23 protein-coding genes and 1 pseudogene are annotated in these 23874 nt (G+C 59.9%); 13 read left to right on the forward strand and 11 right to left on the reverse strand.

The genetic code is table 11. From position 1 onward, the window contains the following. The first annotated feature begins 7 nt into the window (after positions 1-7). From AC1MEW_RS24745 to AC1MEW_RS24755, 3 genes are all read left to right on the forward strand, one after another. Complete coding sequence (locus AC1MEW_RS24745; protein ID WP_480423891.1) at positions 8-1165, forward strand: acyl-CoA dehydrogenase family protein; 1158 nt, start codon at positions 8-10, stop codon at positions 1163-1165. A gap of 72 nt (positions 1166-1237) precedes the next feature. Then, a complete protein-coding gene (locus tag AC1MEW_RS24750; protein ID WP_323570531.1) occupies positions 1238-2014 on the forward strand; it encodes an SDR family NAD(P)-dependent oxidoreductase in 777 nt (258 codons plus the stop codon). Between the two features lie 42 nt (positions 2015-2056). Next, the gene (locus tag AC1MEW_RS24755; RefSeq protein WP_480423893.1) at positions 2057-3643 is read left to right on the forward strand and encodes a class I adenylate-forming enzyme family protein; all 1587 of its coding nucleotides are present in this window, start codon (positions 2057-2059) and stop codon (positions 3641-3643) included. A 49-nt stretch (positions 3644-3692) separates the two neighbouring features. Here the strand turns inward: AC1MEW_RS24755 and AC1MEW_RS24760 are convergent, their stop codons facing one another. The 3 genes from AC1MEW_RS24760 to AC1MEW_RS24770 are packed head-to-tail and all read right to left on the reverse strand — an operon-like array spanning position 3693 to position 6935. Beyond that, complete coding sequence (locus AC1MEW_RS24760) at positions 3693-5039, reverse strand: glutamine synthetase family protein (protein ID WP_480423895.1); 1347 nt, start codon at positions 5037-5039, stop codon at positions 3693-3695. A gap of 23 nt (positions 5040-5062) precedes the next feature. Then, a complete protein-coding gene (locus AC1MEW_RS24765; protein WP_201203600.1) occupies positions 5063-5620 on the reverse strand; it encodes a helix-turn-helix domain-containing protein in 558 nt (185 codons plus the stop codon). Positions 5621-5645: 25 nt separating this feature from the next. Then, complete coding sequence (locus AC1MEW_RS24770; protein ID WP_480423897.1) at positions 5646-6935, reverse strand: NAD(P)/FAD-dependent oxidoreductase; 1290 nt, start codon at positions 6933-6935, stop codon at positions 5646-5648. Positions 6936-7187: 252 nt separating this feature from the next. On the opposite strand from AC1MEW_RS24770, the gene AC1MEW_RS24775 reads away from it, so the two are divergent. From AC1MEW_RS24775 to AC1MEW_RS24785, 3 genes are all read left to right on the forward strand, one after another. Further along, the gene (locus tag AC1MEW_RS24775) at positions 7188-8804 is read left to right on the forward strand and encodes an arylsulfatase (RefSeq protein WP_323570532.1); all 1617 of its coding nucleotides are present in this window, start codon (positions 7188-7190) and stop codon (positions 8802-8804) included. Positions 8805-8880: 76 nt separating this feature from the next. Further along, positions 8881-10149, forward strand: a complete 1269-nt coding sequence (locus AC1MEW_RS24780) for an OmpP1/FadL family transporter (RefSeq protein WP_480423898.1) — start codon at positions 8881-8883, stop codon at positions 10147-10149. Between the two features lie 50 nt (positions 10150-10199). Then, complete coding sequence (locus AC1MEW_RS24785; RefSeq protein ID WP_480423900.1) at positions 10200-10874, forward strand: DUF3313 domain-containing protein; 675 nt, start codon at positions 10200-10202, stop codon at positions 10872-10874. 127 nt (positions 10875-11001) lie between these two features. On the opposite strand, the gene AC1MEW_RS24790 is transcribed toward AC1MEW_RS24785, so the two are convergent. The 3 genes from AC1MEW_RS24790 to AC1MEW_RS24800 form a co-directional block, all read right to left on the reverse strand. Beyond that, positions 11002-11493, reverse strand: coding sequence for a DUF2269 family protein (locus tag AC1MEW_RS24790; RefSeq protein ID WP_480423901.1), 492 nt, complete (start codon positions 11491-11493; stop codon positions 11002-11004). A 2-nt stretch (positions 11494-11495) separates the two neighbouring features. Further along, positions 11496-12623, reverse strand: coding sequence for a saccharopine dehydrogenase family protein (locus tag AC1MEW_RS24795; protein ID WP_322268105.1), 1128 nt, complete (start codon positions 12621-12623; stop codon positions 11496-11498). Positions 12624-12857: 234 nt separating this feature from the next. Next, on the reverse strand, positions 12858-13580 hold the full coding sequence (locus AC1MEW_RS24800; protein ID WP_322268103.1) for a tellurite resistance TerB family protein: 723 nt from the start codon (positions 13578-13580) through the stop codon (positions 12858-12860). Positions 13581-13768: 188 nt separating this feature from the next. On the opposite strand from AC1MEW_RS24800, the gene AC1MEW_RS24805 reads away from it, so the two are divergent. From AC1MEW_RS24805 to pcsA, 3 genes are all read left to right on the forward strand, one after another. Beyond that, positions 13769-14134 carry a VOC family protein gene (locus AC1MEW_RS24805; protein WP_322268102.1) on the forward strand — a complete coding sequence of 122 codons (366 nt, stop codon included), beginning with the start codon at positions 13769-13771 and terminating at the stop codon, positions 14132-14134. A gap of 27 nt (positions 14135-14161) precedes the next feature. Continuing rightward, positions 14162-14587 (forward strand): GNAT family N-acetyltransferase, encoded by a 426-nt coding sequence (locus AC1MEW_RS24810; protein ID WP_322268101.1) that lies wholly within the window; start codon positions 14162-14164, stop codon positions 14585-14587. 339 nt (positions 14588-14926) lie between these two features. Further along, entirely contained in the window at positions 14927-15649 is a 723-nt protein-coding gene (gene pcsA / locus AC1MEW_RS24815; protein WP_322268100.1) for a phosphatidylcholine synthase, read from the forward strand. A 541-nt stretch (positions 15650-16190) separates the two neighbouring features. Here the strand turns inward: pcsA and AC1MEW_RS24820 are convergent. Beyond that, complete coding sequence (locus tag AC1MEW_RS24820) at positions 16191-16613, reverse strand: hypothetical protein (protein ID WP_480423904.1); 423 nt, start codon at positions 16611-16613, stop codon at positions 16191-16193. Positions 16614-16681: 68 nt separating this feature from the next. After that, positions 16682-17281, reverse strand: coding sequence for a SagB/ThcOx family dehydrogenase (locus AC1MEW_RS24825; RefSeq protein WP_480423906.1), 600 nt, complete (start codon positions 17279-17281; stop codon positions 16682-16684). Positions 17282-17602: 321 nt separating this feature from the next. Here AC1MEW_RS24825 and AC1MEW_RS24830 point away from each other — a divergent pair. Then, positions 17603-18046 (forward strand): annotated as a pseudogene (locus AC1MEW_RS24830) (GNAT family acetyltransferase); the annotation flags it as partial. Between the two features lie 186 nt (positions 18047-18232). Here the strand turns inward: AC1MEW_RS24830 and AC1MEW_RS24835 are convergent. Together AC1MEW_RS24835 and AC1MEW_RS24840 are read right to left on the reverse strand one after the other, a co-directional pair. Further along, entirely contained in the window at positions 18233-19045 is an 813-nt protein-coding gene (locus AC1MEW_RS24835; protein WP_322268096.1) for a class I SAM-dependent methyltransferase, read from the reverse strand. A 51-nt stretch (positions 19046-19096) separates the two neighbouring features. Then, a complete protein-coding gene (locus AC1MEW_RS24840; protein ID WP_201255256.1) occupies positions 19097-19369 on the reverse strand; it encodes a DUF4242 domain-containing protein in 273 nt (90 codons plus the stop codon). Positions 19370-19825: 456 nt separating this feature from the next. Here AC1MEW_RS24840 and AC1MEW_RS24845 point away from each other — a divergent pair, with 456 nt between their 5' ends. Both AC1MEW_RS24845 and AC1MEW_RS24850 read left to right on the forward strand, forming a co-directional pair. Beyond that, the gene (locus tag AC1MEW_RS24845; RefSeq protein WP_201255255.1) at positions 19826-20872 is read left to right on the forward strand and encodes a class I SAM-dependent methyltransferase; all 1047 of its coding nucleotides are present in this window, start codon (positions 19826-19828) and stop codon (positions 20870-20872) included. A 177-nt stretch (positions 20873-21049) separates the two neighbouring features. Next, positions 21050-21892: an NAD-dependent protein deacetylase gene (locus AC1MEW_RS24850; RefSeq protein ID WP_201255254.1), complete on the forward strand. Its 843-nt coding sequence runs from the start codon at positions 21050-21052 to the stop codon at positions 21890-21892. 121 nt (positions 21893-22013) lie between these two features. Here AC1MEW_RS24850 and AC1MEW_RS24855 read toward each other — a convergent pair whose 3' ends face one another. After that, the gene (locus AC1MEW_RS24855; protein ID WP_201202523.1) at positions 22014-22916 is read right to left on the reverse strand and encodes a LysR family transcriptional regulator; all 903 of its coding nucleotides are present in this window, start codon (positions 22914-22916) and stop codon (positions 22014-22016) included. A 247-nt stretch (positions 22917-23163) separates the two neighbouring features. Between AC1MEW_RS24855 and AC1MEW_RS24860 the strand changes: the two genes are divergently transcribed. After that, the gene (locus AC1MEW_RS24860; protein ID WP_323570422.1) at positions 23164-23862 is read left to right on the forward strand and encodes a CoA transferase subunit A; all 699 of its coding nucleotides are present in this window, start codon (positions 23164-23166) and stop codon (positions 23860-23862) included. Positions 23863-23874: the final 12 nt, after the last annotated feature.

Consider the following 23874-nt stretch of genomic DNA (forward strand, 5'->3'; position numbering starts at 1 on the left):
GAACCCCATGGGACACGTAATGCGCAGCCCCGAACAACTCGAAGCCGTCGAGAGTTTCCGACGTTTCCTGGCCGACAAGATCGATCCGATTTTCAACAAGGAATACCGCGACAAGTTCATCCCGAAAGAGAAGATGGCCGAGGTCATGCGCCAGCTCACCGAGTTCGGCATGATCAGCGGCGCCGTCAGCGAAGCCCACGGCGGCCTGGGCCTGGACTGGCCGACCATGATCATGCTCTTCGAAGAAGTCGCCGCCTGCTCGGTGGACCTGTCGACGCCAGTGGTGATCAACTCCTTCGGCGCGCAAATGCTCGAAAAACTCGCCCCGGATCATCTGCGCGAACGCTACCTGCCGGGCCTGATCAGCGGCGACCTGTTTGTCAGCGTCGGTATCTCCGAGCCCGACGTCGGCTCCAACGTGCTGGAAATCAAAACCCGCGCCCGTCGCGACGGTGATGACTTCATCATCAATGGCGAAAAAACCTGGATCAGCAACGGTTCTTACTCGGACTTCCTGATCTGCACCTGCCGCACCGGCGATGATCCGCGCAAGGGCCTGACGCACTTCCTGCTGGACCGCAAAGAACACCCGTACGAAGTGCAGAACATCCACAAAATGGCCTGGAACAGCCAGTCCACCGCGCAGATCTTCCTCAACGACGTGCGGGTGCCGGCCAGCAACATCATCGGCAACGAAGGCGAAGCGCTGAAAAATACCCTGTCGTTCTTCGAGCGTTCCCGAGTGTTCGTTGCCGCCCAAGGCCTGGGCATCGGCCGTCGCGCTTTGGAAGAAGCGGTGCGCTACGCCAAGGAGCGCAAGCAGCACGGCAAAGTGATTGCCGGCCACCAATTGATCAGCGCAATGCTCGCGGAAATGGCCACCAACGTCGACGCCGCGCGCCTGCTGACCTACCGCGCCGCCGAGATGATCGGTGCTGGCATCCCGGCGGAAATGGAAGCCGCGATGGCCAAGTATTTCGCCTGCGAATCCGCCGTGACCATCGCCCGCCAAGCCGTGCAGATTCACGGCGGCGCCGGGGTCACCACCGACTTCCTGGTCGAGAAACTGGCCCGTGAAGCGATCATCGTGCCGATCCCCGAAGGCACCACGCAGATTCAGCAATTGATCATTGGCCGCGCCCTGACCGGGGTCAACGCGTTCTGATCGACCGTCGGTTCGACCTCCAACAATAACAACCCGGCCCACTTGGGCCGGGCAGCGAACAGGGACACTCACATGCGTATTCAAGACAAAGTCGTGGTTATCACCGGCGGTGCTTCGGGCCTGGGCCTGGCGACCGCTCACTACCTGATCGAAGAGAAAGCCGCCCGCGTGGCGATCTTCGACCTCAACGTCGAGGCCGGGCAAAAAGCCGTGGCTGAACTGGGCGCCGAACGCGCAATGTTCGTACAAACCGACGTCAGCGACGAAGCCTCGGTGCAAAACGCCGTCGAGGCCGTCATCGCCCGCTTCGGCGCGATCCATGTGTGCATCAACGGCGCCGCCGTGCCGACCGGGTTCAAAGTATTGGGCAAGGAAGGCAAGGCCGCGCCACTGGCGCGTTTCGCCCAGGCGACGGCGATCAACCTCAACGGCGTGTTCAACGTCATGTCCAAGTGCGCCGAGCACATGGCCAACAACGAAGCCGAAGCCGGCGAAGAACGCGGCGTGGTGATCAACGTTTCGTCCGGCGCGGCGTACGAAGGCCAGGTTGGTCAGTGCGCCTACGCCGCAACCAAGGCTGGCGTTATTGGTTTGAACATGCCGGCGGCCCGCGAGCTGGGCGCGATTGGCGTGCGGGTCAACGCCATTGCACCGGGGCTGTTCCTGACCACCATGGTCGCCGGGCTCGACGAGAAGATCCTCAACTCGCTCAAAGAGCAGATGGAAGCACCGAAGCGCCTGGGCGACACCCGCGAATTCGCCCATTGCTGCGCCTTCCTGATCGAGAACGCCTACGTCAACGGCGAAACGATCCGCCTCGATGCTGCGTCGCGCATGCGTGCCCGGTAACCCGGCGTTTCGATCCTTGCGGGCTACCGAGAGCACTCACCCATGAAAATGAATTTTTGCCGGATCATGCGCCTGCTCGCCCTGCGTCATCGCGAGCAGGAGGCGATCGTCAACATCGAGCGCAACCGGCGCTACACCTATGAGCAATACCACCTGCTGACCAACCGCGTGGCCGACGTCCTGCGCAACATGCTGCAGGTGCGCGCGGGTGAACGCTTCATGCTGATCCTGGAGAACGACAACCTCAGCCTGATGATGTTTCCCAGTACCTTCAAGCAAGAAGGCACGGTGGTGATGACTAATCTGCGCGACCCGCTCGACGAACATGCGCGGCAGATCGATCTGGTTCGCCCCAAAGTCGTGTTTATCGAAACCCGCTTGCTGGACAGTTACTACGGCATGCTGCGCAGTCGCGGCTGCGAGATTGTGGTGATGGACCCGCCCACCGCAGAGCAAGCCACACTGGCCGGGGTTCATAGCTTCTGGTCGCTGGTGGACGCCGCGTCCGATGCCGATAACGACGTGAGCCTCGATACCGACCAACACGTCTGCATGTTGCGCTTCACCGGTGGCACCACCGGCAAGGGCAAGTGCGCGATGTATTCGATCGACAACTGGATGGCCTGCCGCGATGCAGCGTTCATCAACACTGACCTGGGGCTGTCCAGCGCTACCCGGTTGCTGCATGTGTCGCCGCTGTCCCACGGCACCTTGATGCTGTTTTTCCCGACGGTGTATGGCGGCGGCACCAACCTGACCATGAACCAGTTGGACATGGAGTCCTGGCGTCAACAGGTCGAACAGGAGCGGGTCACCCATTCCTTCCTGGTGCCAACCGTGCTCTACCGTTTGCTGGAAATGCAACGGGCGGCGCCCAAGGACTTTTCGTCCCTGACCACGCTGATCTACGGTGCCGCGCCCATGAGCCCGGACAAGCTCGGCGAACTGGTCGCCTGTTTCGGGCAGATCTTCGTCCAGGGCTACGCGGCCACCGAATCGCCGATGATCATCGCCTCGCTGGACAAGGCCGCTCACCAACCCGGCGATGCCGCTGCGTTGCGGCACTTGTCATCGGCCGGTCGCCCTACCCCCGGTGTCGAAGTGTTCATCGCCGACCCCGACGGTAACCCGCTCGCGGTGGGCGAAACCGGTGAAATCCGCATTCGCTGCAAAGCCATCATCAAGGGTTATTACGAGAACCCGGAAGCGACAGCGGCGGAGTTCGACGACGGTGCCTGGAAGTCCGGCGACCTCGGTTATCTCGATGGTGACGGCTATCTGTATATCGTTGACCGGCTCAAGGACATGATCATCAGCGGCGGTTTCAACGTCTACGCGGTGGAAGTCGAAGCTGCCCTCGCCGCGCACCCGGCGGTATTGATGGCCGCGGTGGTCGGCATTCCCCATCCGGAATGGGGCGAGGCGGTGCATGCCGAAGTGATCCTGCGTCAGGGTGAAACAGTGACGTGCGAAGAGTTGATTGCACAAACCCGTACTCGGCTGGGCGGCTACAAGGCGCCGAAGTCGCTGGTGTTTGTCACCGAACTGCCGACCTCGGTCGTCGGCAAGGTCTTGCGTCGGCAGGTCAGGGAGAAATATTGGGAGGGCGCCAGCCGAAAAATCAGTTGAGGCGCACAACCTGTGGGAGCTCGCTCCCACGAGGATGTCGACTCAGGTTTTAAAGGTACCAGCGGTATTCGCGAGCGCTGATCTCTTGCAGAAACGCCAGGTGATCCTGGCGTTTGTTCTCGCAGTACACATCCACAAACTCGGCGCCCAAGCCTTCGCGCAACTGCGGCTGATGCTGCATGGCACGCACGGCATCGAGCATTTCCAGCGGGAAGTCGATGCCGCTGTTGCGGTCGTCATTAAGCGACGGGATCGGCTCCAACCCCGTATCCAACCCTCGCTCCAACCCCACCAGAATTGCCGCCAGCACCAGGTACGGATTCGCATCGGCGCCGGCCAGTCGGTGTTCGATCCTCAGGTTTTTCGAATCTGACTCGGGAATGCGCAAGCAAGCATCGCGGTTCTCGTAACCCCAGCTCGCTTTCGTCGCTACGTTCACCGTGCCGCCCAGGCGCCGCAGAGCGTTCTGGTTCGGCGCGAAAATCGGCATGCAGTGAGGCAGCAACTCCAGGCAACCGGCCACTGCATGACGCAAGGATTGTTGGCGGTTGGCGGCCAACACGTTATTACCCGCCGCGTCGTAAAGACTGACATGCACATGCATACCACTGCCCGGATGCTGCAAGTAAGGCTTGGCCATGAAACTGGCACGGTAACCGTGCTTAAGGGCGACCCCACGGGTGCTGCGGCAAAACAGCGCCGCCCAGTCAGCGGCACGCAGCCCATCGTCGAGGTGACCAAAGTTGATCTCAAACTGGCCCGGCCCCAGCTCGGCGGTGATCACCGTGGTATCGATGCCCTGAATCCGCGCGGCTTCGACCATTTCATCGAGTACGGGCGCAAAGCGCGACAGGCGTTCGATGTGCATATTCGGCTGGTCATCGGCATCGTCGCTCAGCTGATCGCGAGCGAACTGAGGCACGCCGTCGCGCAGCTTTTTATCGAACAGATAGAACTCCAGTTCGAACGCCACCACCGGATGAATGCCTTTACCCGCCAGCCGATCAAGGACTTGTGCGAGCACTTCGCGTGGCTCGAAAACAATCGGCTTCTGGGTGCCATCCGAGGTGATCAGCATCTGGCCCAGTGGCTGCGCCTCCCAGGTCACCGGTTTGAGCGTGCCCGGCACCAGCCGACGCAACGCGTCCGGGTCGCCGTCGTTGAAGCAGTAGTCACCAATCTTGAACAGCCCTCCCTGCGTACCCAGCAGCACGCAGTTTTGCGGCAGCTTGAGCGCGCTGCCGGCGGCGACCTTTTCCAGCATTTCTACGGGGTAGCGCTTGCCATAAAAATGCCCTGGAATGTCCAGGGAAATGAGATCGACATACCGCACCTCGGGGAAGCGTTGGCGAAAGGCACGCACTTCGGCCAGCAGATCAGAGCAGGCAGCATCCATCGTTGTTGTTCCTTTTATTGTTATCAGGTGTAGACCCAAAGCACTCGCGTGAGATGCTCGGTGAGATTGCCGTAGCGGCAACGGGTGTGACTGTCGAATTGAAAGCTGTCCCCAGCCTGCAAAGTGGCTGGCTCGTCATCATCGCCAAGCCACAGCGTCAGTTCGCCTTCGAGCACGTAGCCGCCCTGTTCCGAGCTGTCACTCAAATGCCGCTCACCGCTGCTGGCACCCGCTTCGAGATGACTTTCAAGCATGGAAAACGAGGCTCTCATCTTCGGTGAAACCAGAATGTCGGTAATGCCGTTGGCGTAGTACAGCGTGCGGCGTTCGTCTGGCCGGGTCACCCATGGCAATTCCTTGGGTTTGGGCAAGCTGTAGAAATAGGTCGTTGGCACGCCCAGGGTTTCGCTGATCGCCGTCAAGTCGGCGACCGTGGGCCGTGACAAGCCACGCTCGACCTGCGACACAAAACCCACCGAACGGCCAATTTTGTCGGCCAGGTCCTTCAAGGTGTATTTCTTGTGTTTGCGCAGGTCGTGAATAAGGATCGCGAGTGCGGCAATTTCTTCTTGCTTGTTCATGCCAGGGATTCCCGAAAATGGTCCATCAGATGCTGTCGCGCAGCCGATACCAGGCCTTGCCGATAGCTTCCAGCGGCGCTGCCAGGTATTTACCGCCGGGAAAACTGCCATTACTCAGGCCCTGATACAACGTCAATTCATCCGGCTGGCCGAGAATGGCATCGGCCACGGCACGGGCCGCCGCCAGCGTTGGAAGGACGCCATGCCCGGAATAGCCCTGCAGCCAGTAGCGGTCGCCCTGTCGGCCAATGTCAGGGGTGCGGTTGAGGGTCAGGTCGATATGCCCGCCCCAGGCAAACTCCAACTCGACACCTTTTAGCTGCGGGAACACCCGTTCCAGAAAAGGTCGCGTCGCCCCGGCGATGTCCTTGGGCATGCCGCCCAGATAGGTGCAGCCACCACCGAACAGCAGGCGGTTATCTGGCGTGCGCCGGAAATAATCGAGGACGAACTGGTTGTCGGTGACGCAGACATTGCTCGGCAGCAGCGCCGTGGCCTGCTCTGGCGTCAGCGGCGCCGTGGCGACCTGATAAGTCCCCACCGGCAATACACAACTGGCCAATTTCGGGTCGAGTCGATCCAGATACGCATTACAGGCAAGCACCAGCACATCCGCCCGAATTGACCCACGCTCGGTGTTCACCAGAAATCGCCCGCCCTCCTCTCGGTAGCTCAACGCTTTGCTTTGTTCATGAATACAGCCGCCAGCACGCTCGACAGCAGCCGCCAGGCCCAGTGCGAGTTTTAGCGGATTGAGGTGCGCACCCTCAGGGTCGTAGAGACCGGCCTGATAACGCTCGCTGGCCACCCATTCAGGCAACTGCTCACGAGGGATGAACTGCAATCCATCGTGGCCCCATTTGTGGCTGGCCTCGTGTTGCCATTCGGTCAACAGACTGACCCGACGGGGCATGACCGAGGTCCAGAGATGGCCGGCGCGATAATCGCAATCGAAACCATGGCGCCCAGACAATTCGCGCAACTCCTGTGCGGCCCAGCGCATACCGTCCCACAGTCGCCTTGCCCGTTCATACCCTAGCGCAGCTTCCAGTGATGGCATGTCACACGACCAGCCAAGAATGGCCTGTCCGCCGTTACGTCCGGAGGCAGCCCACGCCACGCGACTGGCGTCCAGCAGCGTTACGCGCTTGCCGGCCAAAGCCAGACGCAACGCGGTATGCAGACCACTGAAACCCGCACCGATGATCACAACTTCGGTGTCTTGCTCCCCCACCAGCGCAGGCCGAGAGCTCAGGAGATTGGCGCAACTGTGGGCGTAATAGCTGGCGACATGTCGCTTGGATTGCTGAAACACAGGATGCTCCATGAAATTATGTTTTTATAATTTCATGAAAAACTACAGCAATAATTTCACGCAAGCAACGCCGATTCATCCTTCATACAGGGCGAGCTATCAATGCCAGCAAGCATTCTGGTGTGATGATCATTTATTTTCTTGATATTTCGAGCTTCATACCTAGGCTCTTTCAGGGGATTCGAATATCGAGCGAGGATTTATCAGGGGGGCTCATCTCGAAACATTGTTTAATGTTTGCAGGAGCTCGGCATGAACCGTAAATCACTGTCCACCGTGTTTGCCGCAACGGCATTGCTATCGATCATGGCAGTACCCGCAACGTCAATGGCCGCCGACAAGCCGCCTCCCAACATCGTGGTGATCATGGGCGATGATATCGGCTGGTCCAATATCGGCGTCTACAACCAGGGCATGATGGCAGGTCGGACACCGAACCTCGATCAACTCGCCAATGAAGGCATGCGCTTTACCGATTACTACGCCGAGGCCAGTTGCACGGCCGGGCGCGCCAACTTCATTACCGGTGAATTACCGATTCGTACCGGCATGACCACGGTCGGCCAGGCCGGCTCCCCTATTGGTATTCCCGCCGAAGCAGTGACCATTGCCACTGCACTTAAATCCATGGGTTACGCCACTGGCCAGTTCGGCAAGAACCACTTGGGCGACTTGAATCAGTTCCTGCCGACCGTGCACGGTTTCGATGAATTTTTCGGCTATCTCTATCACCTCGACGCCATGGAAGACCCCGCTCACCCTAATTATCCGAAGGAGCTTCTGGATTCCGTCGGCCCGCGCAACATGGTGCACAGTTGGGCGACAGCCACGGATGACCCGACTGTCATGCCGCGTTGGGGCAAGGTCGGCAAACAGAAAATCGAAGACGCCGGGACGCTTTATCCAGACCGGATGAAAACCGTCGATGACGAGATTCAAGCCAAAGCCTTCGCCTTCATCGACAAGGCCAAACAGGACAACAAACCGTTCTTCCTGTGGCTCAACCCGACGCGCATGCACATCGTCACGCACCTGTCTGACAAATACGAAGCGATGCGTAATTCGCAAAATGGCTGGTCGGAGCAGGAAGCGGGGATGGCGCAGCTTGACGATATCGTCGGCGACGTCATGGCCAAGCTGAAAAAAGACGGCATGGATGACAACACCATCGTGATGTTCACCACCGACAATGGCGCGGAAAACTTCACCTGGCCGGACGGCGGTACCACCCCGTTTGCCATGGGCAAAGGCACGGTGATGGAAGGTGGCTTCCGCGTACCGGCGATCATTCGCTGGCCGGGCCAAGTGCCGCCAAACACCATCTCCAACGGCATCATGTCCGGCATGGACTGGTTCCCGACCTTCATCACGGCGGCCGGTAACCCGAACATTTCGGCTGAACTGCTCAAAGGCAAACAACTGGGCGACACCACCTACAAGGTTCACCTCGACGGCTATGACCAGACGCCGATGATCACCGGCAAAGGTCCATCAAATCGCCATGAAATCTTCTACTTCGGCGAAAGCACCCTGGGCGCGATTCGTATCGATGACTTCAAGTATCGCTTTATCGATCAGCCCGGTGGCTGGCTGGGCGCCAAGGTCGCGCTGGACATGCCGATCCTGACCAACCTGCGCCTCGACCCGTTCGAGCGCATGGGCTGGCCGGAAGACCAAGCGGCCAGCGGCTCGCTGGAATACTTCCAGTGGTTCAAGTTCCAGTTCTGGCGCTTCGTGTTTGTGCAGGATCAAGTGATCAAACTGGCGCAGACGGCGATCGAGTATCCGCCGATGCAGAAAGGCGCGAGCTTCAACCTCGATGCCGTCAAGGCCAAGATCGAGGCGGCCCGAGCCGCCATGGCCAAGTAAGCAGTGGAACTTGCGGGTGGCCACGGCTCGCCACCCGCAATTCTGATGGAGGTTTGTTGAGGTAAAGGGGAATTCCATGCAAAAGAAAACGTGCACCCTGCCCGCCGTCACCCTGCTCGCGCTTTACTGCCAGTACGCCCATGCCGGCGGCATCATGCTCTACGAAATTGGCACCGATAACGTTGGCCTGGCCAACGCGGGTGCCGCCGCTCGGGCTCAAGGCCCCTCCACTATCGCCAGTAATCCGGCAGGCCTGAGTTACTTGCAGGGAACGCAGATCACAGCCGGTGCGCAAATCCTTTATGGCAACCTGACGTTCGACCGGGATGCCAATACCAACGGTACAGGCCGCGGCAGTGGCAATGCTCTGGACCCCATCCCCGGCGGTAGCTTCTTCATCAGTCATCAACTGGATGACAACTGGAGCGTTGGTTTTGGCTCTTACGGTGACTTCGGGCTGGCGGCGAACTACAACAATGACTGGTCCGGACGCTATTTTGCGCAGAACGTCAGCCTTGCCGGACTGTCCCTGGTGCCCAGCGTGGCATACCGCTTCAACGATCAGTGGTCGGTGGGCGTTGGAGTAAAAGCCATGTATGGCATGTTGCAGGACCAGACAGCAATCGACCGCTCGCCATTTGGCCTGACCAACCGCAGCGACGGCTATTTTAAATACGAAGACAGCACTTGGGGCTATGGCGCCAACCTGGGTGTGATCTACGCCCCACAACCCGGCACGCGGATCGGACTGGCCTACACCAGCAAAGTCGATCTGAATTTCGAAGACAAGCTCAATATCCACGGCACCGGTCCCGGACTTGATCGTCTGAACGGGCTGAACACCAAACTCGACATGCAAGTGCCACAAACCGCAACCCTGAGCCTTTTCCAGCAACTCGATCCGCAATGGGCCTTGCTGGCCACGGTGAACTGGCAAGACTGGTCGCAGTTCGGCGATGTCGCGGTGCAGGTCGATACCACGGCGGCCGGTTCGCAATCGACCACAGTCAACGCCCACTTCAAGGACACTTGGCAATTGGCGCTCGGCGCGCAATATCAAGCCACCCGTCAACTGTTGTGGAACGTCGGCGTGGCGTATGACAGCAGTGCCGTGTCGGACGCCAACCGCACGCTGAACGCCCCCATGGGCGAATCCTGGCGCCTGGGCACTGGAGCCACCTATGCGCTGAACAAGGATACCGACGTCAACGTCAGCTGGGCCTTGGTCTGGCTCGGCGACATGCCGGTGGATCAAACCAAAACCGTATCAGGCGTGCGAACGTCCGGTCAGTTCGACAATGCCTGGATTCAAGCCGTGACCGGGAACATGACCTGGCGTTTTTGAACTACCGTTATCGAAAAATAACGACATTACCCCACGGAGCACACAGCACTATGAACCTGTCCCGAAAAATATTCGTCGGCGCCGCACTAGCCAGTCTGTTGCTGGGCGGTTGCACCTCCAAAGTCACCGAGCAGGACCAGTACTCGGGCTTCCTGCCCAACTACAACAACCTTCAGGAAGTGACCACCACCAGCGGCGAAAAAGCCATGCGCTGGGTCAGCCCGTCGTGGAACCCCAACGCCTATGACACCGTGGCATTCATGAAGCTGGAACTGTATCCGACGCCAAAACCCAACGATCGAGTCGACCTCCGGACGCTGCAAGAATTGCAGAACTACATGACCAGCAACGCCAGAGGTGTGCTCGGGCAGAAATACCGCATCGTGAGCAGTGCCAAGGCAGCACCGCCAGGCTCCAAAACGCTTGTCCTGCGGGCGGCGATCACCGGTGTAACCGCGTCTAACGAAGGTATGCAATGGTATGAAGTAGTACCGGTCGCCGCGGTGGTTGGCGGGGTCAGTGCCGCTTCCGGCCATCGCACTCAGGACACCACGCTGTTTCTTGAAGCCGAGTTGGTGGACGCGAGCAACAACCAGGTCGTGGCCAAAGTGGTGCGCAAGGTGTTTGGCGAGCAGTTGAGCAATACCAGTCAGAAGATCACCGTCAATGACTTCAAAGCGGCGATCAACAAGCTGACGGCCGATTTGCAGGCGTTTATACGCTAGGCCAGATAGACCGCGTTATCGTTCTTCGCGAGCAAGCCCGCTCCCACAGAGGGAATGCATTCCAAATGGGGGAGCGGGCTTGCTCGCGAAGACGGCATATCCAGCAACATCATAATCAAGTGCAAGACTACCCAAGCATCCCCACCCACTGCCCCGGCGTCATTCGGGTGACCATGATCAGCACAATCACGAACATCCCCAGAAACCCGAGCACGCCCATCCAGAACCACTTGCGGTAAACCGCATCGTATTCGACGGTAAGCCCCTGCCCCGTTTCCGCCGCGCTCAACGCCAGCACCTGCAATCGCTTCTGCAGTACCAGCACCGGCAGCCAGAGCGCCCCGGTGCACAGGAAAATCACCAGCGCCGTCAGCACCCATTCCGTGGTCAACGGCAGCCCGCTGAGTTTCACCAACCCATACCCGGTCAAGATTTGAATGAAGCCTGCCGGCGTGGTGATCCAGGTGTCGAACCGCACCACCATTCGCGCCACGTGGGCGATCACCAGCGGATTGGCCGTGCGACTGGCGGCGATCAGATACAGGTAGGAACCCATACCGAAACCAAACAGAAAAATCGCGGCGATGATGTGGGCATATTTGAGGCCGAGGTAGAGCATGTTCAGCCCTGCCCGTCAGAAAAAACCACGGACATCTGCAGATTGTCCGGGTCGTTAATGGCAGCCATGTATTCATCGACGCTGATTTCACCGACACACGGTCGAGCGCCGGGTTCGGGCACATAGCCCTGAAGCATTTTCGCCGCCAGGGCGACGGCGGCGCAGCTCGGGATTTCGGGTCCTTTGTCGTTGAACGCGGTGAGCTGCACGGTCAAGGACTGTGGCTTTTCATCCATGCCGAGGCCTTGGACGTCGATGTACATCGCACTTTTGCCATCGCCAAATCGTTCGAACCAGCAGCCCCAGCGGTGTAACCGGGCGGCCCATGGTGCGTAGTCGCGAATCAGCCCGGTTCGCAGGGCCTGGGCCAACAAGTAGTTGGCCACGCCACCGAGCTTGAGCCCCGCGCCGGCCTTGAATCGCAAGGTGTGGGCGCCGTAACGACCGGCGAAGATGTCCATGTCGGGCACATCGACATTGGCCAGCACCCGCGTCCCCATCTGCGGCATCTTGCGCAAGGTCAGGTCCTGCCAGCCGAGCACTTCGTGCACCTGCCCGTTCTTCAGCTGTTTGATCGGTTTGCCAGCGTAAGCGAGCACGCCGGCAACGGTGGACAGCCCCGGCATCTTGGCCGAGGACGTAATGCCGTGTTCGATCGAATCGATGCGTTTAAACCGCCCGCGGTGCTGATCGATGATCGCCGACGACAACGTCGGCACCGAGCTGCAGCCGCTGAGGACCGCCACACCCGCGCCTTTGGCCCGGGCGTCCAGCACATGAATGCCGTTGACGAAGGTGCGGCAGTCGGCCAGGTCACAGTAATTCACGCCCGCCTCGATGCAAGCCTCGGCCACCGCATAGGACTGTCCCTGGAACGGGCCGCCGGTGTGGATGACCAATTGAACGCCCAGCGAACTCAGGGCCGACTTGAAATCGACGCCCATGGCATCGCCGCACCAGCCTTCACAGGTTTTGCCGGATTGGGTTTTCAATGCTTCGAGTTTGGCTGACAACTTGCGGGGATCGCGCCCGGAGATCACCAGATCGATGCCCGACATCACCGCCAGATGCCGGCAGACGATGCTGCCGAAGTTTCCGTAGCCGCCGATCACCATTACCTTGAGTGCCATTTACTGCGTCCCTGAGCCGTTTTTATAACCGAGGCGCGATTCTAAGGGATTGAATCCATGGGCAGGGGCGATTTTTTCCAGGGAATGCGGGGGTTTCGGCAGAGCGACCGCGTTATCGTTCTTCGCGAGCAAGCCCGCTCCCACTTGATTTGTGTCGTTCACAAATCCCCTGTGGGAGCGGGCTTTCTCGCGAAGGCGGCCGAATAAACAACGCATCACTCAAGACATGGGCAACTAAACCGCACCGCCCTTGGCCTGCTGCTCCAGATGCACCTGCAACTGCGGATCAATCTTCAGCGCCGCCGCCAGTTCATCCAGATAATTACGCTCAGCATCTTGCTGATCGTCCACCACCATCACACTAGCCAAATACATTTCCGCAGCGATGGCCGGATCGGTGGCCGATTGCGCCACATCGGCGGCGTTCAATGGCCGGGCGACTTCGGCGTCGAGCCATTGCTGCAGTTGCGGGTCGTCGGTGTGGCGGCCGATTTCGGCGCTGATCATCTGTTTCTCCTTGTCGTCGATCCGGCCGTCAGCCTTCGCGGCAGCGATCAACGCGCGCAGCACCGCGTGGCTGTGCTCCTCGACTTCCGGGCCGGACAACAGGTCGGCTGTGCGCGGCGCCTGTTGCGGCGCTGAGGTCTGGCTGCGCTGCCAGGTTTGATAAGCTTGGAACGCCATCATCCCGAGGGACGCCAGCGCCGCGTAGTTGGTGCCGCCCGAAGAACGGCTCTGGGTCGAGCCACCCAACGCTGAGCCACCACCCAGCAAACCACCGAGCAAGCCACCCAACCCGCTACCGCCAGCACTGGAACCGGCGCCACCACCCAGCAGGCCGCCGAGCAATCCGCCGAGACCGCCCAGGCCTCCCTGGGACGACGAAGCGCCACCCGGTTGCGCCGTGGAGCCTTGGCCGGCCCGCAACAGTTGTTCGAGCAAATCGCTGGTGTTCATGACGACGTCCTCATTAATCGGCGTGGCGCTAATAGGCAAAACGCAGTCAGGCAACGATAGCCCCGCCCGGCAATTGCGCCAGCACCGTTTGGCCGACGTGAACCCGTCAAACCGCGAGCGCTCACGCTACTGACAGAAACTGACACTGCCCCCTTCTATGCTTGTGCGACCTACAACGGAGCCGTCCCATGATCACGCCTCGCTATATGTTGCTTTTCGTCGAAAATCCCGCCGTCAGTGCGCGGTTTTACGAGTTTCTGCTGGACCTCAAACCCGTGGAAGAATCCCCGACCTTTGCGCTGTTTGTGCTTGATGGCGGCTATAAGCTGGGGCTCTGGTCGCGGCACACCGCTGAGCCGGCGGTGGGGATGTCCGGCGGCGGCATGGAGCTGGCGTTTCCGGTTGAGTCCGCCGAACAGGTCGATGCAATTTTTGCCAAATGGTCCAGCCTCGGCTTGAGCATCCTGCAACCGCCCACGGAACTGGATTTCGGTCGCACCTTCGTCGCGCTTGACCCCGATGACCATCGGCTGCGAGTGTTCTACCCTCGCTAACCCGCTACCCAGAGGATCAACCCAGCCATGGATCAGCATCAGATCGTCGTCAGCGACGTGATCGAGCCTGAAGTCGCGCACGTGCTCAGTGCCGGGCTCAGTGCTTTTAATGATCAGGCGACCGGGATCAACGACCGGCAGGCACTGGCGGTGACGATCCGCGATCCTGAGACCCAACAGGTTTTGGGCGGGATGACCGGGCGGACATCGCTAGGCCTGCTGTTTCTCGACTTGTTTTACTTGCCCGAATCGCTGCGCGGCTCCGGACTCGGCTCACGACTGCTCCAGGCCTGTGAAGACGAAGGTCGCCGTCGCGGCTGTCTTTCGGCGGTGCTCTATACCTTGAGTTTCCAGGCCCCGGCGTTTTACGAGAAGCACGGCTGGCAGCGCTTTGGCGAAGTGCCATGCCTGCCGGAGGGCACCAGCCGGGTGTTTATGAGCAAGGTGTTGTAACAAAAATCAGCATCCACGCGAACCCTGTGGCGAGGGGGCTTGCCCCCGTTCGGCTGCGCAGCAGTCGTCAAACCTGTGGACACGGTCTGTGCGGGAAACATAGGGGGCTGCTTCGCAACCCAACGGGGGCAAGCCCCCTCGCCACAAAGTGTGTGTGCCTCCTTTCGGCAAACATCCCTGTAGATTTATCCGAAGTATTTTTCTACAGCGCGCTAAGATTTAAAGGTGGTGAACCTTATCCCCGGATTCCCGGTCGATACCTGCAACCCGACCCGGTTTGCCGACGCCCCCAATAGAAGGGTGCTGACTGGCTTGCTTCACTTTTTGGAGAACGCCCCCGTGATATCAACCTTACACATCGCCAGGCTCAAAGCATGGGGCGCCCATGGTTTTACCGCGACCGGCGTGGTCACTGCCTTCCTGGCCACCCTCGCGCTGCTGGAAAACCAGCCGGTCCATTGCCTGCTGTGGCTGGGCGTGGCGCTGATCGTCGACGGCCTCGACGGGGCGCTGGCACGCAAGGTCAATGTGCAATCAGTGCTGCCGAGTTTCGACGGCTCGATCCTCGACCTGGTCATCGACTACCTGACCTACGTGTTCATCCCGGCGCTGTTCATCTACCGCTACATCCCGTTGCCTGACTACACGCTGCTGCTGACCGTGTCGCTGATACTCGTCTCGTCGCTGTTCTGCTTCTGCAACGTCAACATGAAAAGCAAAGACAACTACTTCCAGGGCTTCCCCGCCGCGTGGAACGTCGTCGCGTTGTGCCTGTACATCATCGCCCCGTCTCCGTGGGTGACGCTGCTCACCGTCATCGGCCTGGCGCTGCTGACCGTGACCCGAATGAAATTCCTGCACCCGTTTCGGGTGCGCAAGTTCATGCCGATCAACATCGCCGTAACCGCCATCTGGTTGCTGTGCAGTTTGTCGCTGGTGGTCAACCACCCGGTGATCAACCCGCTGGTGATGGGGCTTTGGCTGCTGATGTCGGCGTACTTCCTGGGGATCTGCATCTGGCGCACGGCAATGGAGTGGTTTGACGGCTCGCGGAATAAGTAACCGGGCGCCGAAGCCACCTGATCGCCCGAACAACACAAATCCCCTGTGGGAGCGGGCTTGCTCGCGAAGGCGATGTGTTAGTCACCATCAATATCGACTGACACATCGCCTTCGCGAGCAAGCCCGCTCCCACATTGGGTTCAGCGCTACCTTCTGGATCATGTGGGGTTCAAGGGGTGATTGCGACTTTCATCACGCCGTCGCGCTGATGTGCAAACAGTTCATACGCCGCTTCGATGTCTTCCAGCACGATCCGGTTCTTTTCAACGAATATTGCCGCCTTCATCCTCGCAATGATCATCACCTCCGGTGGTCGCGCCTGCGCTTGAGTTCAGCGCAAAGCCCAGACTGCGCCGCATGGACGGATGAAAGGTTGATCATGATCAATGAATAAATTGGCCAGCCACTGCACACAATCTTGTGTAGGAGCTGCCGAAGGCTGCGATCTTTGATCCTGATCTCAGCACCGTCGAAAAAGATCAACGTCAAAAGATCGCAGCCTTCGGCAGCTCCTACGGTGAGGTCTTGATGAACGGGCGGCTCAATACGAACGCTGTTTTATTCCCCACCGCCCTTCGTCCCAAGTCACCACCCACAGGTTTTCATGAGACGTGATGACGGCCCCATCCGCTCGATTGCGCGAATACCGAACATACAAATGGACCTTTCGAGGGCTCACCAGGACCACACGTTTATCCTGGTAAACCGTATGGTCCCAGCCCGTCTGGCGCGTCAACTCAACAAAAAAATCATCCGGCAGCTGCCCGGCCCGGTCCCAGATCACCAGGTTTTCCCCGGAAAGGATGACGTGAGGAAAGTGAAGAAAGCGATCCATGCCCACCAGGTCCCGAGCGTTGAAGGCGTCGGTAAACGCTCCGATGCAGGCAATGGCTGCACGCTCCATGGCGGGCTCGTCGAAAGCATCACGGCGATCGGGTTGAAAGAGTGCATCGGTATTTTTCATGCTACGAACTGGCTCCTGCCTGTGTCGAAAAATCGCTATCCGTTGAGTGGCGATGTTCAGTCTGCCGATCAAACTGCCGGTTGGCCAACGCAGAAAAGCGCCACGGGCTGACGGGTTTCATCCAGCTCCAAAGCACGTTTCATTGCGCCATCGTCAAAACCCATTACCACCACAGACCCCAGCCCTTGCGCCGTCACCGCCAGGTACATGTTTTGCGCGACCGCTCCCGCCTCAAAATCGACATAACGCGCGCCACGCAAGCCATCCGCTTGCTGTTCGGCAAAGTGCTGGATGGCCAGGTCTCGGTTTCCGATGATCACCACCACAACGGCAGCGTCCTCCAGCCAGGTTTCATCACCGAGCGCGGCGCAATTCAGAACCCCGGCCGCAAGGCTTGGACCGGACAACGTGAGCTGCGCCGAATCAGGCTCGAAGATGTAGAAACCTGGTGATAGACCCTCGACCCGACGAACGATAACGCCCAGGGTCAGCGGATACAAAGCATGTGCCGAGGGCGCTGCACGCTTGCCCTCTGAGGATGTGCGGCCCTGCCCGGCAGACAGAATGTTGAGCACGGCGCTCAGCGAGATGGGCTCGTCGGTGTAACGTCTGACGCTGCGCCGGCGGGTGAGCAGGTTTTGCAGGGCTGTTGCGTTCGAAGCATCCATTGCACGTGCGTCCCGATTTTGCGGAACCTCGATTAAAGCAGTTCCCATGATGTGGTGGTTGTCGGGCCAGCTTTAATTTTCAGGCCCTCACAAACTCTGTGGCGAGGGGGCTTGCCCCCGTTTGGGTCGCGAAGCGGCCCCCGGCACTCTCCTGGCAGACCGCATTCGCTGGATTGACACCTGCTTCGCAGGCGAACGGGGGGCAAGCCCCCTCGCCACAGATGTTCAGCCTTTTTGACCGCAGCGTATGTCCACAACAGGCTTGCACAGTGGACAGAGCACGTCGCATGACGATAGCGTCAGCCCATCCCATTTAAAGGCCTCACCATGATCCCGATTGTCGAGTACGCCGACGAACATCACCGCACCGCCGTTATCAATCTCTGGGAAACCGCGTTCGGCTACGAAACCGCGCACAACACCCCAAGCCTGGTGATCGACAAGAAACTGGCCATCGCCGACGGGCTGTTTTTTGTAGCGCTGGCTGCAGAGGTGGTCGTTGGCACTGTTCTGGCGGGATACGACGGCCATCGTGGCTGGCTCTATTCGGTTGCGGTGCATCCGGCGCAGCGCCGACAAGGCTTGGGCGCCAGGCTGGTTCGCCATGCAGAGCAGGCTTTGACGGCGCGCGGTTGCATGAAGATCAATCTGCAGATTGTCAGCACCAATGAAAGCGTGAAGGGTTTTTATGAATCCCTGGGTTATGCGGTGGAGCCGCGCATCAGCATGGGGAAGAAGGTTGAGGTGAACATTGCGCAGATCTGATGTTCCGTCATCGCGAGCAGGCTCGCTCCCACTTGACCGAGTCAGCCGCAGATTTTGTGCAAGACACCGATTGAGTGTGGGAGCGGGCTTGCTCGCGAACAGGCCGTAACATTCAACATCAGCGGTGACTGACACACCGCCTTCGCGAGCAAGCCCGCTCCCACATTTGATCTGCATTGCCAATCATCAACGCCGTGTGATCACCACCTCCAGATACTCACTCGGCACCACCAGCGAAGCCTCCCCCGCTCGGTTCATCCGGTTCAGCAACTCGGCAAGGTCCCTTTCCAGCCCTATGGCGCCATCAACCGGCAACACCGCAAACGCCTTGTGCACCGGCCCATACCAGTTGCGGAAGGTGTCGATGAAGTGCGCAGCCGAGCGGTAGCGGAAGTTGAAAGTCCGGCGCGTCACTTGGGTCAGGAAGTCTTGGTCATTGAAGTGCGTGTGCAACCAGGCTTCGTTGCCCCAGTTCGACGGTGGTAACGCTACGGGCGGTGGCGGAACATGATGGGCAAGCACCTTGAACATCTGGCCGACAAAACCCTCCGGCGTCCAGTTGGCCAGGCCAATGCGCCCACCGGGGCGGCAGACCCGCGCCAGTTCGGTGGCGGCCTTGGGCTGGTCCGGCGCGAACATCACGCCGAAAGTCGACAGGACGGCGTCGAAACTGCCATCGTCGAAGGGCAGTGCTTCGGCGTCGGCGACTTGAAAAATCACCTCCAGCCGTTCGGCCCTGGCGCGGTCTTCACCGCGTTCCAGCAGCGCTGCCACATAATCGGTGGAGGTGACGTTGCAGCCTCGGCGGGCGGCGGCGAGTGTGGCATTGCCGTTACCGGCGGCGACGTCCAGCACCCGCTCATCACAGCGCAAGTCACAGGCTTCGGCCAGTTGCTCGCCGACGATCTGCAAGGTGGTGCCGATCACGGCATAGTCGCCACTGGCCCAGGCGACCATCTGACGGTTTTTCAGGGCAACAAGATCAATAGGTATACTCATGAAGCGTGGCTCCCTCGCGGGTTGGAACACGGATCAGGCTTTGACGGACGACTACTCCGCCGTAGTGGGATCGATGATGTTCATGACCTGCGACACGCTGTTGGCCGGAAAACCGCCTTGCCTGGCATGTTCCCGAATGAGTTCTGCGTTCGGCGCGATGTACACGCAGTAGACCTTGTCCCCGGTGACGTAGCTCTGCAGCCATTGCACCTCGGGGCCTAACTCGCGCAGTACTTTGCAGGACGTTTGCGAGATCCCTTTCAGTTCCTGTTCTGACAGTGATCCCGCGCCTGGAATCTCGCGCTCAATAATGAACTTGGGCATGACAACCTCTCTTTCTTGTTATCGGTGACAGCTTCTTATGGGTGACAGCTTGGGGCAGTAACCCTGCTCCTCAACTATCGCCCCGTGGCATCGCCGCGTTGTGGCCGGTCGTCCGGTGATTGGCCTGAATCAGGCGTTCGCCGATGAATGGCGGTCGATCTGTTAAACCGGCGTAACACGCGCCTCGGGATTGCCGAAAGTCTGCACATTCCCTGTGGGAGCGGGCTTGCTCGCGAAGACGGCATCTCATCCAACATATTGGTTAACTGACAGTCCGCTTTCGCGAGCAAGCCCGCTCCCACAAGGGGACTTCGTCGCCTCCCACAGCGCTGCACACGCTGCGAACTAGACTTAATGATTACCCCGCAGGGGTTCATTCCCACGACCACCGCCCAGAGGCGTACGCCTCGAAAAACACTGCCTCTGGACCCTGATCCTTTCACAGGAGCACACGTGATGGACGAGGCCAGACTTAACGATTTCATGGGCAAACTGGTCAACGACATGGGCGGCGCGGCGATGCTGGCCAATGTCATTCTCGGCGAAGAACTCGGCCTCTATCGGGCCATGGCCGACAGCCAGCCAATCAGCCCCGAAACCCTCGCCGACAAGACCGGATGCAACCCGCGCCTATTACGCGAGTGGCTCAGTGCCCACGCCGCCTCCGGCTACATGGAACACCGTGACGGCCAGTTCCGCCTGCCCGAAGAGCAAGCTCTGGCGTTGGCGATCGAAGACTCCCCGGTGTACATCGCCGGCGGTATCGGGGTGGTCGCGTCGTTTTTCCATGACAAGGACAAACTGGTCAAAGCCATGCGCGGCAACGGTGCCCTGCCGTGGGGCGAGCACCATCCGTGCATGTTCAGCGGCACGGAACGGTTCTTCCGTCCCGGCTACAAGGCGCACCTGGTGGCCGAGTGGTTGCCGGCGCTGGAAGGCGTGGTCGCCAAGCTGGAAGATGGCGCCAAAGTGGCGGACGTCGGCTGCGGCCACGGCGCGTCCACCGTGATCATGGCCCAGGCGTTCCCTAATTCGCGGTTCGTCGGGTTTGATTACCACGCGCCCTCCGTCACCGTGGCCACCCAGCGCGCCGAAGAAGGTGGTGTGGCCGGACGCGCGCGGTTCTTCCAGGGCACTGCCAAAAGTTACCCTGGCACCGACTATGACCTGGTCTGCTATTTCGATTGCCTGCATGACATGGGCGACCCGGTGGGTGCAGCACGGCACGCCTTTGACTCGCTGAAACCGAACGGCACGGTGCTGCTCGTGGAGCCCTACGCCAACGATACCCTCGACGACAACATCAACCCGATTGGTCGACTGTTCTACGCGGCCTCAACGTTCATCTGCACCCCGAACTCACTGTCCCAGGAAGTCGGCCTCGGGCTCGGCGCCCAGGCCGGCGAGGCGCGGTTGCGCAAGGTGTTCACCGAGGCCGGGTTCAAGCATTTCCGCCGGGCCACGGAAACGCCGTTCAACCTGATTCTGGAGGCGCGTAAATAACTACCGCACCCCGTAGGAGCTGCCGAAGGCTGCGTTCTTTTGATCTTGATCTTAAAAAACAAAGTCAAAAGATCGCGGCCTTCGGCAGCTCCTACGGGGGGGATCAGCGTTTGATCCGTCGGGGTGATCGGCAAATGCTATCTTGCAAACACTCAAAGGCCCTGCGGAGTGTTGAACATGCTCGACCGCCCCATCCGCGAACAACTCGACCGTCTCCAGCAGTTAATGGCCGACCAGCCGTTCGCGGTCCTGACCGGTGCCGGCATCAGCACCTCGTCGGGCATTCCGGACTACCGTGACAACCAGGGCGTGCGCCGTGGCCGGCAACCGATGATGTATCAGGAGTTCCTCGCCGCCCCCGAGTCCCGGCGCCGCTATTGGGCACGGGCAATGCTCGGTTGGCCGCGAGTGCGCCTGGCCAACCCGAACGCGGCCCACGAGGCGCTGGCCAGTTTGCAGAGTTCGCGGCAGATCGGCGGGCTGATCACCCAGAACGTCGACACCTTGCACGACCAGGCTGGCAGTCATGACGTCATCGAACTCCACGGCAGCCTGCACCGGGTGCTGTGCCTGGACTGCGGCCAGCGCAGCGAGCGGGATGCGATTCAACAGCTGATGGAAGCGCAAAACCCGTACCTGGCCGGGGTCGATGCGGTGCAAGCGCCGGATGGCGACACCCTGCTCGACCCGGCGTTTGAAGCGCGGTTTCAGGTGCCACACTGTCCGCATTGCGGCGAGGCGCGGATGAAGCCGGACGTGGTGTTTTTCGGCGAGAACGTCGCTCAGGTAACGGCGGCCAAGGCCATGGCGGCGGTGGAGCAAGCGGCGGGGTTGCTGGTGGTGGGGTCGTCGTTGATGGCGTATTCGGCGTTTCGGTTGTGTCGGGCGGTGGTGGATCAGGGCAAGCCGTTGATTGCGATTAACCTGGGCAAGACCCGGGCGGATGACATTTTGGAGATGAAAATCGAGGCGTCCTGCGAAAAACTCCTGCCCTTGCTGACCCAACGACTGACCACTTAAAAACTGACGAAACCCAACCCTGTGGGAGCGGGCTTGCTCGCGAAGAGGTCGGCACATTCAACATTGACGTCGACTGACACTCCGCCTTCGCGAGCAAGCCCGCTCCCACAGGGTTATGTGTTTATCCGGCAGACAGGCGTTGGCCCAGGTTTGCTTCCTTGAAAATATCAAACAACGCCTGCGCCGCCGCCGACAGTTCATGCCCCGGCTTGGTCAACACGCCAATCGCCCGCTCCACCACCGGGTCACGCAAAGTAATGCAGTGCGCGCCCGACTCCTGCATTTGCTGCCGGCACAGCGCCGGCACCGCGCTCACGCCCAACCCGCTGGCGACCATCCGTCCCACCGTCGCCAGTTGATGACTTTCAAACTCCACCGGCAACTTCATACCGCGAGCCTGCAAGTGTTCTTCGAGCATCACCCGCACTGTGGACGGTCGCTGCAAAGTGATAAACGGCTCCATCAACAAGGTCTGCCAGTCGATCTCCTCCAATTGCGTCAACGCCGAATCATGCGGCACCACCGCCACAAACCGGTCGATGTACAACGGCGTGAACTCCAGCGACGAGCTATGAGCCGGCTCAAACGAAACGCCTAGCTCCACTTGCCGATCGCGGACCATTTCCAGCACCTGCTCGTTGATCACGTCGTTCACCGTGACGTTGACTTTCGGGTAACGCGCGCGGAAGGTCTTGAGGATCGGCGGCAGCAGGTTGCCGGCAAACGACGGCATCGCCGCCACCGTCACGCGACCGCGTTGCAGGGTGAAACGCTGGCGCAGTTCATCTTCGGCATTGTCCCAATCGGCGATCAGCCGACGGGCCAGCGGCAGCAGCGATTCACCCTCAGGCGTCAGCGCCACGTTGCGTGTGTTGCGGCTGAACAGGCGTCCGCCCAGGCCTTCTTCCAGGGCCTTGATGGTCAGGCTCAACGCCGATTGCGACAGGTGCAACCGCTCGCAGGCCACGGCAAAACTCAGGCTCTGGGCCACGGCCAGAAAGGCGCGGATCTGCTTGACTGTCATGGTCGCTTTGCTCCAGTTGCGTAGGAGCTGCCGTAGGCTGCGATCTTTTGATCTTGATTTTCGGCGGCTTGAAGATCACAAAAGATCAACGTCAAAAGATCGCAGCCTTCGGCAGCTCCTACAGAGGTATTAGTGAGTTTTATCTATCAATCAACCTTAAAAATCAACTTAACAAATGAATACTCTGGCGAGACACTCATCCCCACTACGGCTAGCCAGCCGCCCATAAAGAATAAAAGAGGTGCATATGGCAGGTTTCGACAAGCGCGTGAGTTCCTACGAGGAAGCCCTTGCAGGTCTTGAAGACGGCATGACCGTGATCTCCGGCGGCTTCGGCCTGTGCGGGATCCCGGAAAACCTCATCGCCGAGATCAAGCGCAAAGGCACCCGCGACCTCACGGTGGTTTCCAACAACTGCGGCGTCGACGGTTTCGGCCTCGGCGTACTGCTGGAAGACCGGCAGATTCGCAAGGTTGTCGCCTCGTATGTGGGCGAGAACAAGATGTTCGAAGAGCAACTGCTCAGCGGCGCCATCGAAGTCGACCTGACCCCTCAAGGCACCCTTGCTGAAAAAATGCGCGCGGGCGGCGCCGGCATCCCTGCCTTCTTTACTGCCACTGGCGTCGGCACCCCGGTTGCCGAAGGCAAGGAAGTGCGCGAATTCCACGGTCGCAAGTACCTGATGGAAGAATCCATCACCGGTGATTTCGCCATCGTCAAAGGCTGGAAAGCCGACCACTTCGGCAACGTGATCTATCGCCACACCGCCCAGAACTTCAATCCGCTGGCCGCCACTGCCGGCAAGATCACCGTGGTCGAAGTCGAAGAAATCGTCGAACCCGGCGAGCTGGAGCCGTCGCAGATCCACACCCCTGGCATCTACGTCGACCGGATCATTTGCGGCACGTTCGAGAAGCGCATCGAACAGCGCACCGTGCGTAAGTGATCCCCAGCCCCC

It is taken from the genome of Pseudomonas sp. ASL4, assembly GCF_056680395.1.

Coding starts and splice junctions, on each gene's coding strand:
- AC1MEW_RS24805 (WP_322268102.1), top strand. CDS start 13,769: ATGATCACGCCTCGCTATATGTTGCTTTTCGTCGAAAATCCCGCCGTC.
- AC1MEW_RS24755 (WP_480423893.1), top strand. CDS start 2,057: ATGAAAATGAATTTTTGCCGGATCATGCGCCTGCTCGCCCTGCGTCAT.
- AC1MEW_RS24790 (WP_480423901.1), bottom strand. CDS start 11,493: ATGCTCTACCTCGGCCTCAAATATGCCCACATCATCGCCGCGATTTTT.
- AC1MEW_RS24825 (WP_480423906.1), bottom strand. CDS start 17,281: ATGGATGCTTCGAACGCAACAGCCCTGCAAAACCTGCTCACCCGCCGG.
- AC1MEW_RS24840 (WP_201255256.1), bottom strand. CDS start 19,369: ATGCCCAAGTTCATTATTGAGCGCGAGATTCCAGGCGCGGGATCACTG.
- AC1MEW_RS24810 (WP_322268101.1), top strand. CDS start 14,162: ATGGATCAGCATCAGATCGTCGTCAGCGACGTGATCGAGCCTGAAGTC.
- AC1MEW_RS24800 (WP_322268103.1), bottom strand. CDS start 13,580: ATGAACACCAGCGATTTGCTCGAACAACTGTTGCGGGCCGGCCAAGGC.
- AC1MEW_RS24745 (WP_480423891.1), top strand. CDS start 8: ATGGGACACGTAATGCGCAGCCCCGAACAACTCGAAGCCGTCGAGAGT.
- AC1MEW_RS24855 (WP_201202523.1), bottom strand. CDS start 22,916: ATGACAGTCAAGCAGATCCGCGCCTTTCTGGCCGTGGCCCAGAGCCTG.
- AC1MEW_RS24775 (WP_323570532.1), top strand. CDS start 7,188: ATGAACCGTAAATCACTGTCCACCGTGTTTGCCGCAACGGCATTGCTA.
- AC1MEW_RS24780 (WP_480423898.1), top strand. CDS start 8,881: ATGCAAAAGAAAACGTGCACCCTGCCCGCCGTCACCCTGCTCGCGCTT.
- AC1MEW_RS24795 (WP_322268105.1), bottom strand. CDS start 12,623: ATGGCACTCAAGGTAATGGTGATCGGCGGCTACGGAAACTTCGGCAGC.
- AC1MEW_RS24765 (WP_201203600.1), bottom strand. CDS start 5,620: ATGAACAAGCAAGAAGAAATTGCCGCACTCGCGATCCTTATTCACGAC.
- AC1MEW_RS24785 (WP_480423900.1), top strand. CDS start 10,200: ATGAACCTGTCCCGAAAAATATTCGTCGGCGCCGCACTAGCCAGTCTG.
- AC1MEW_RS24845 (WP_201255255.1), top strand. CDS start 19,826: ATGGACGAGGCCAGACTTAACGATTTCATGGGCAAACTGGTCAACGAC.
- AC1MEW_RS24835 (WP_322268096.1), bottom strand. CDS start 19,045: ATGAGTATACCTATTGATCTTGTTGCCCTGAAAAACCGTCAGATGGTC.
- AC1MEW_RS24760 (WP_480423895.1), bottom strand. CDS start 5,039: ATGGATGCTGCCTGCTCTGATCTGCTGGCCGAAGTGCGTGCCTTTCGC.
- AC1MEW_RS24750 (WP_323570531.1), top strand. CDS start 1,238: ATGCGTATTCAAGACAAAGTCGTGGTTATCACCGGCGGTGCTTCGGGC.
- AC1MEW_RS24860 (WP_323570422.1), top strand. CDS start 23,164: ATGGCAGGTTTCGACAAGCGCGTGAGTTCCTACGAGGAAGCCCTTGCA.
- AC1MEW_RS24820 (WP_480423904.1), bottom strand. CDS start 16,613: ATGAAAAATACCGATGCACTCTTTCAACCCGATCGCCGTGATGCTTTC.
- AC1MEW_RS24850 (WP_201255254.1), top strand. CDS start 21,050: ATGCTCGACCGCCCCATCCGCGAACAACTCGACCGTCTCCAGCAGTTA.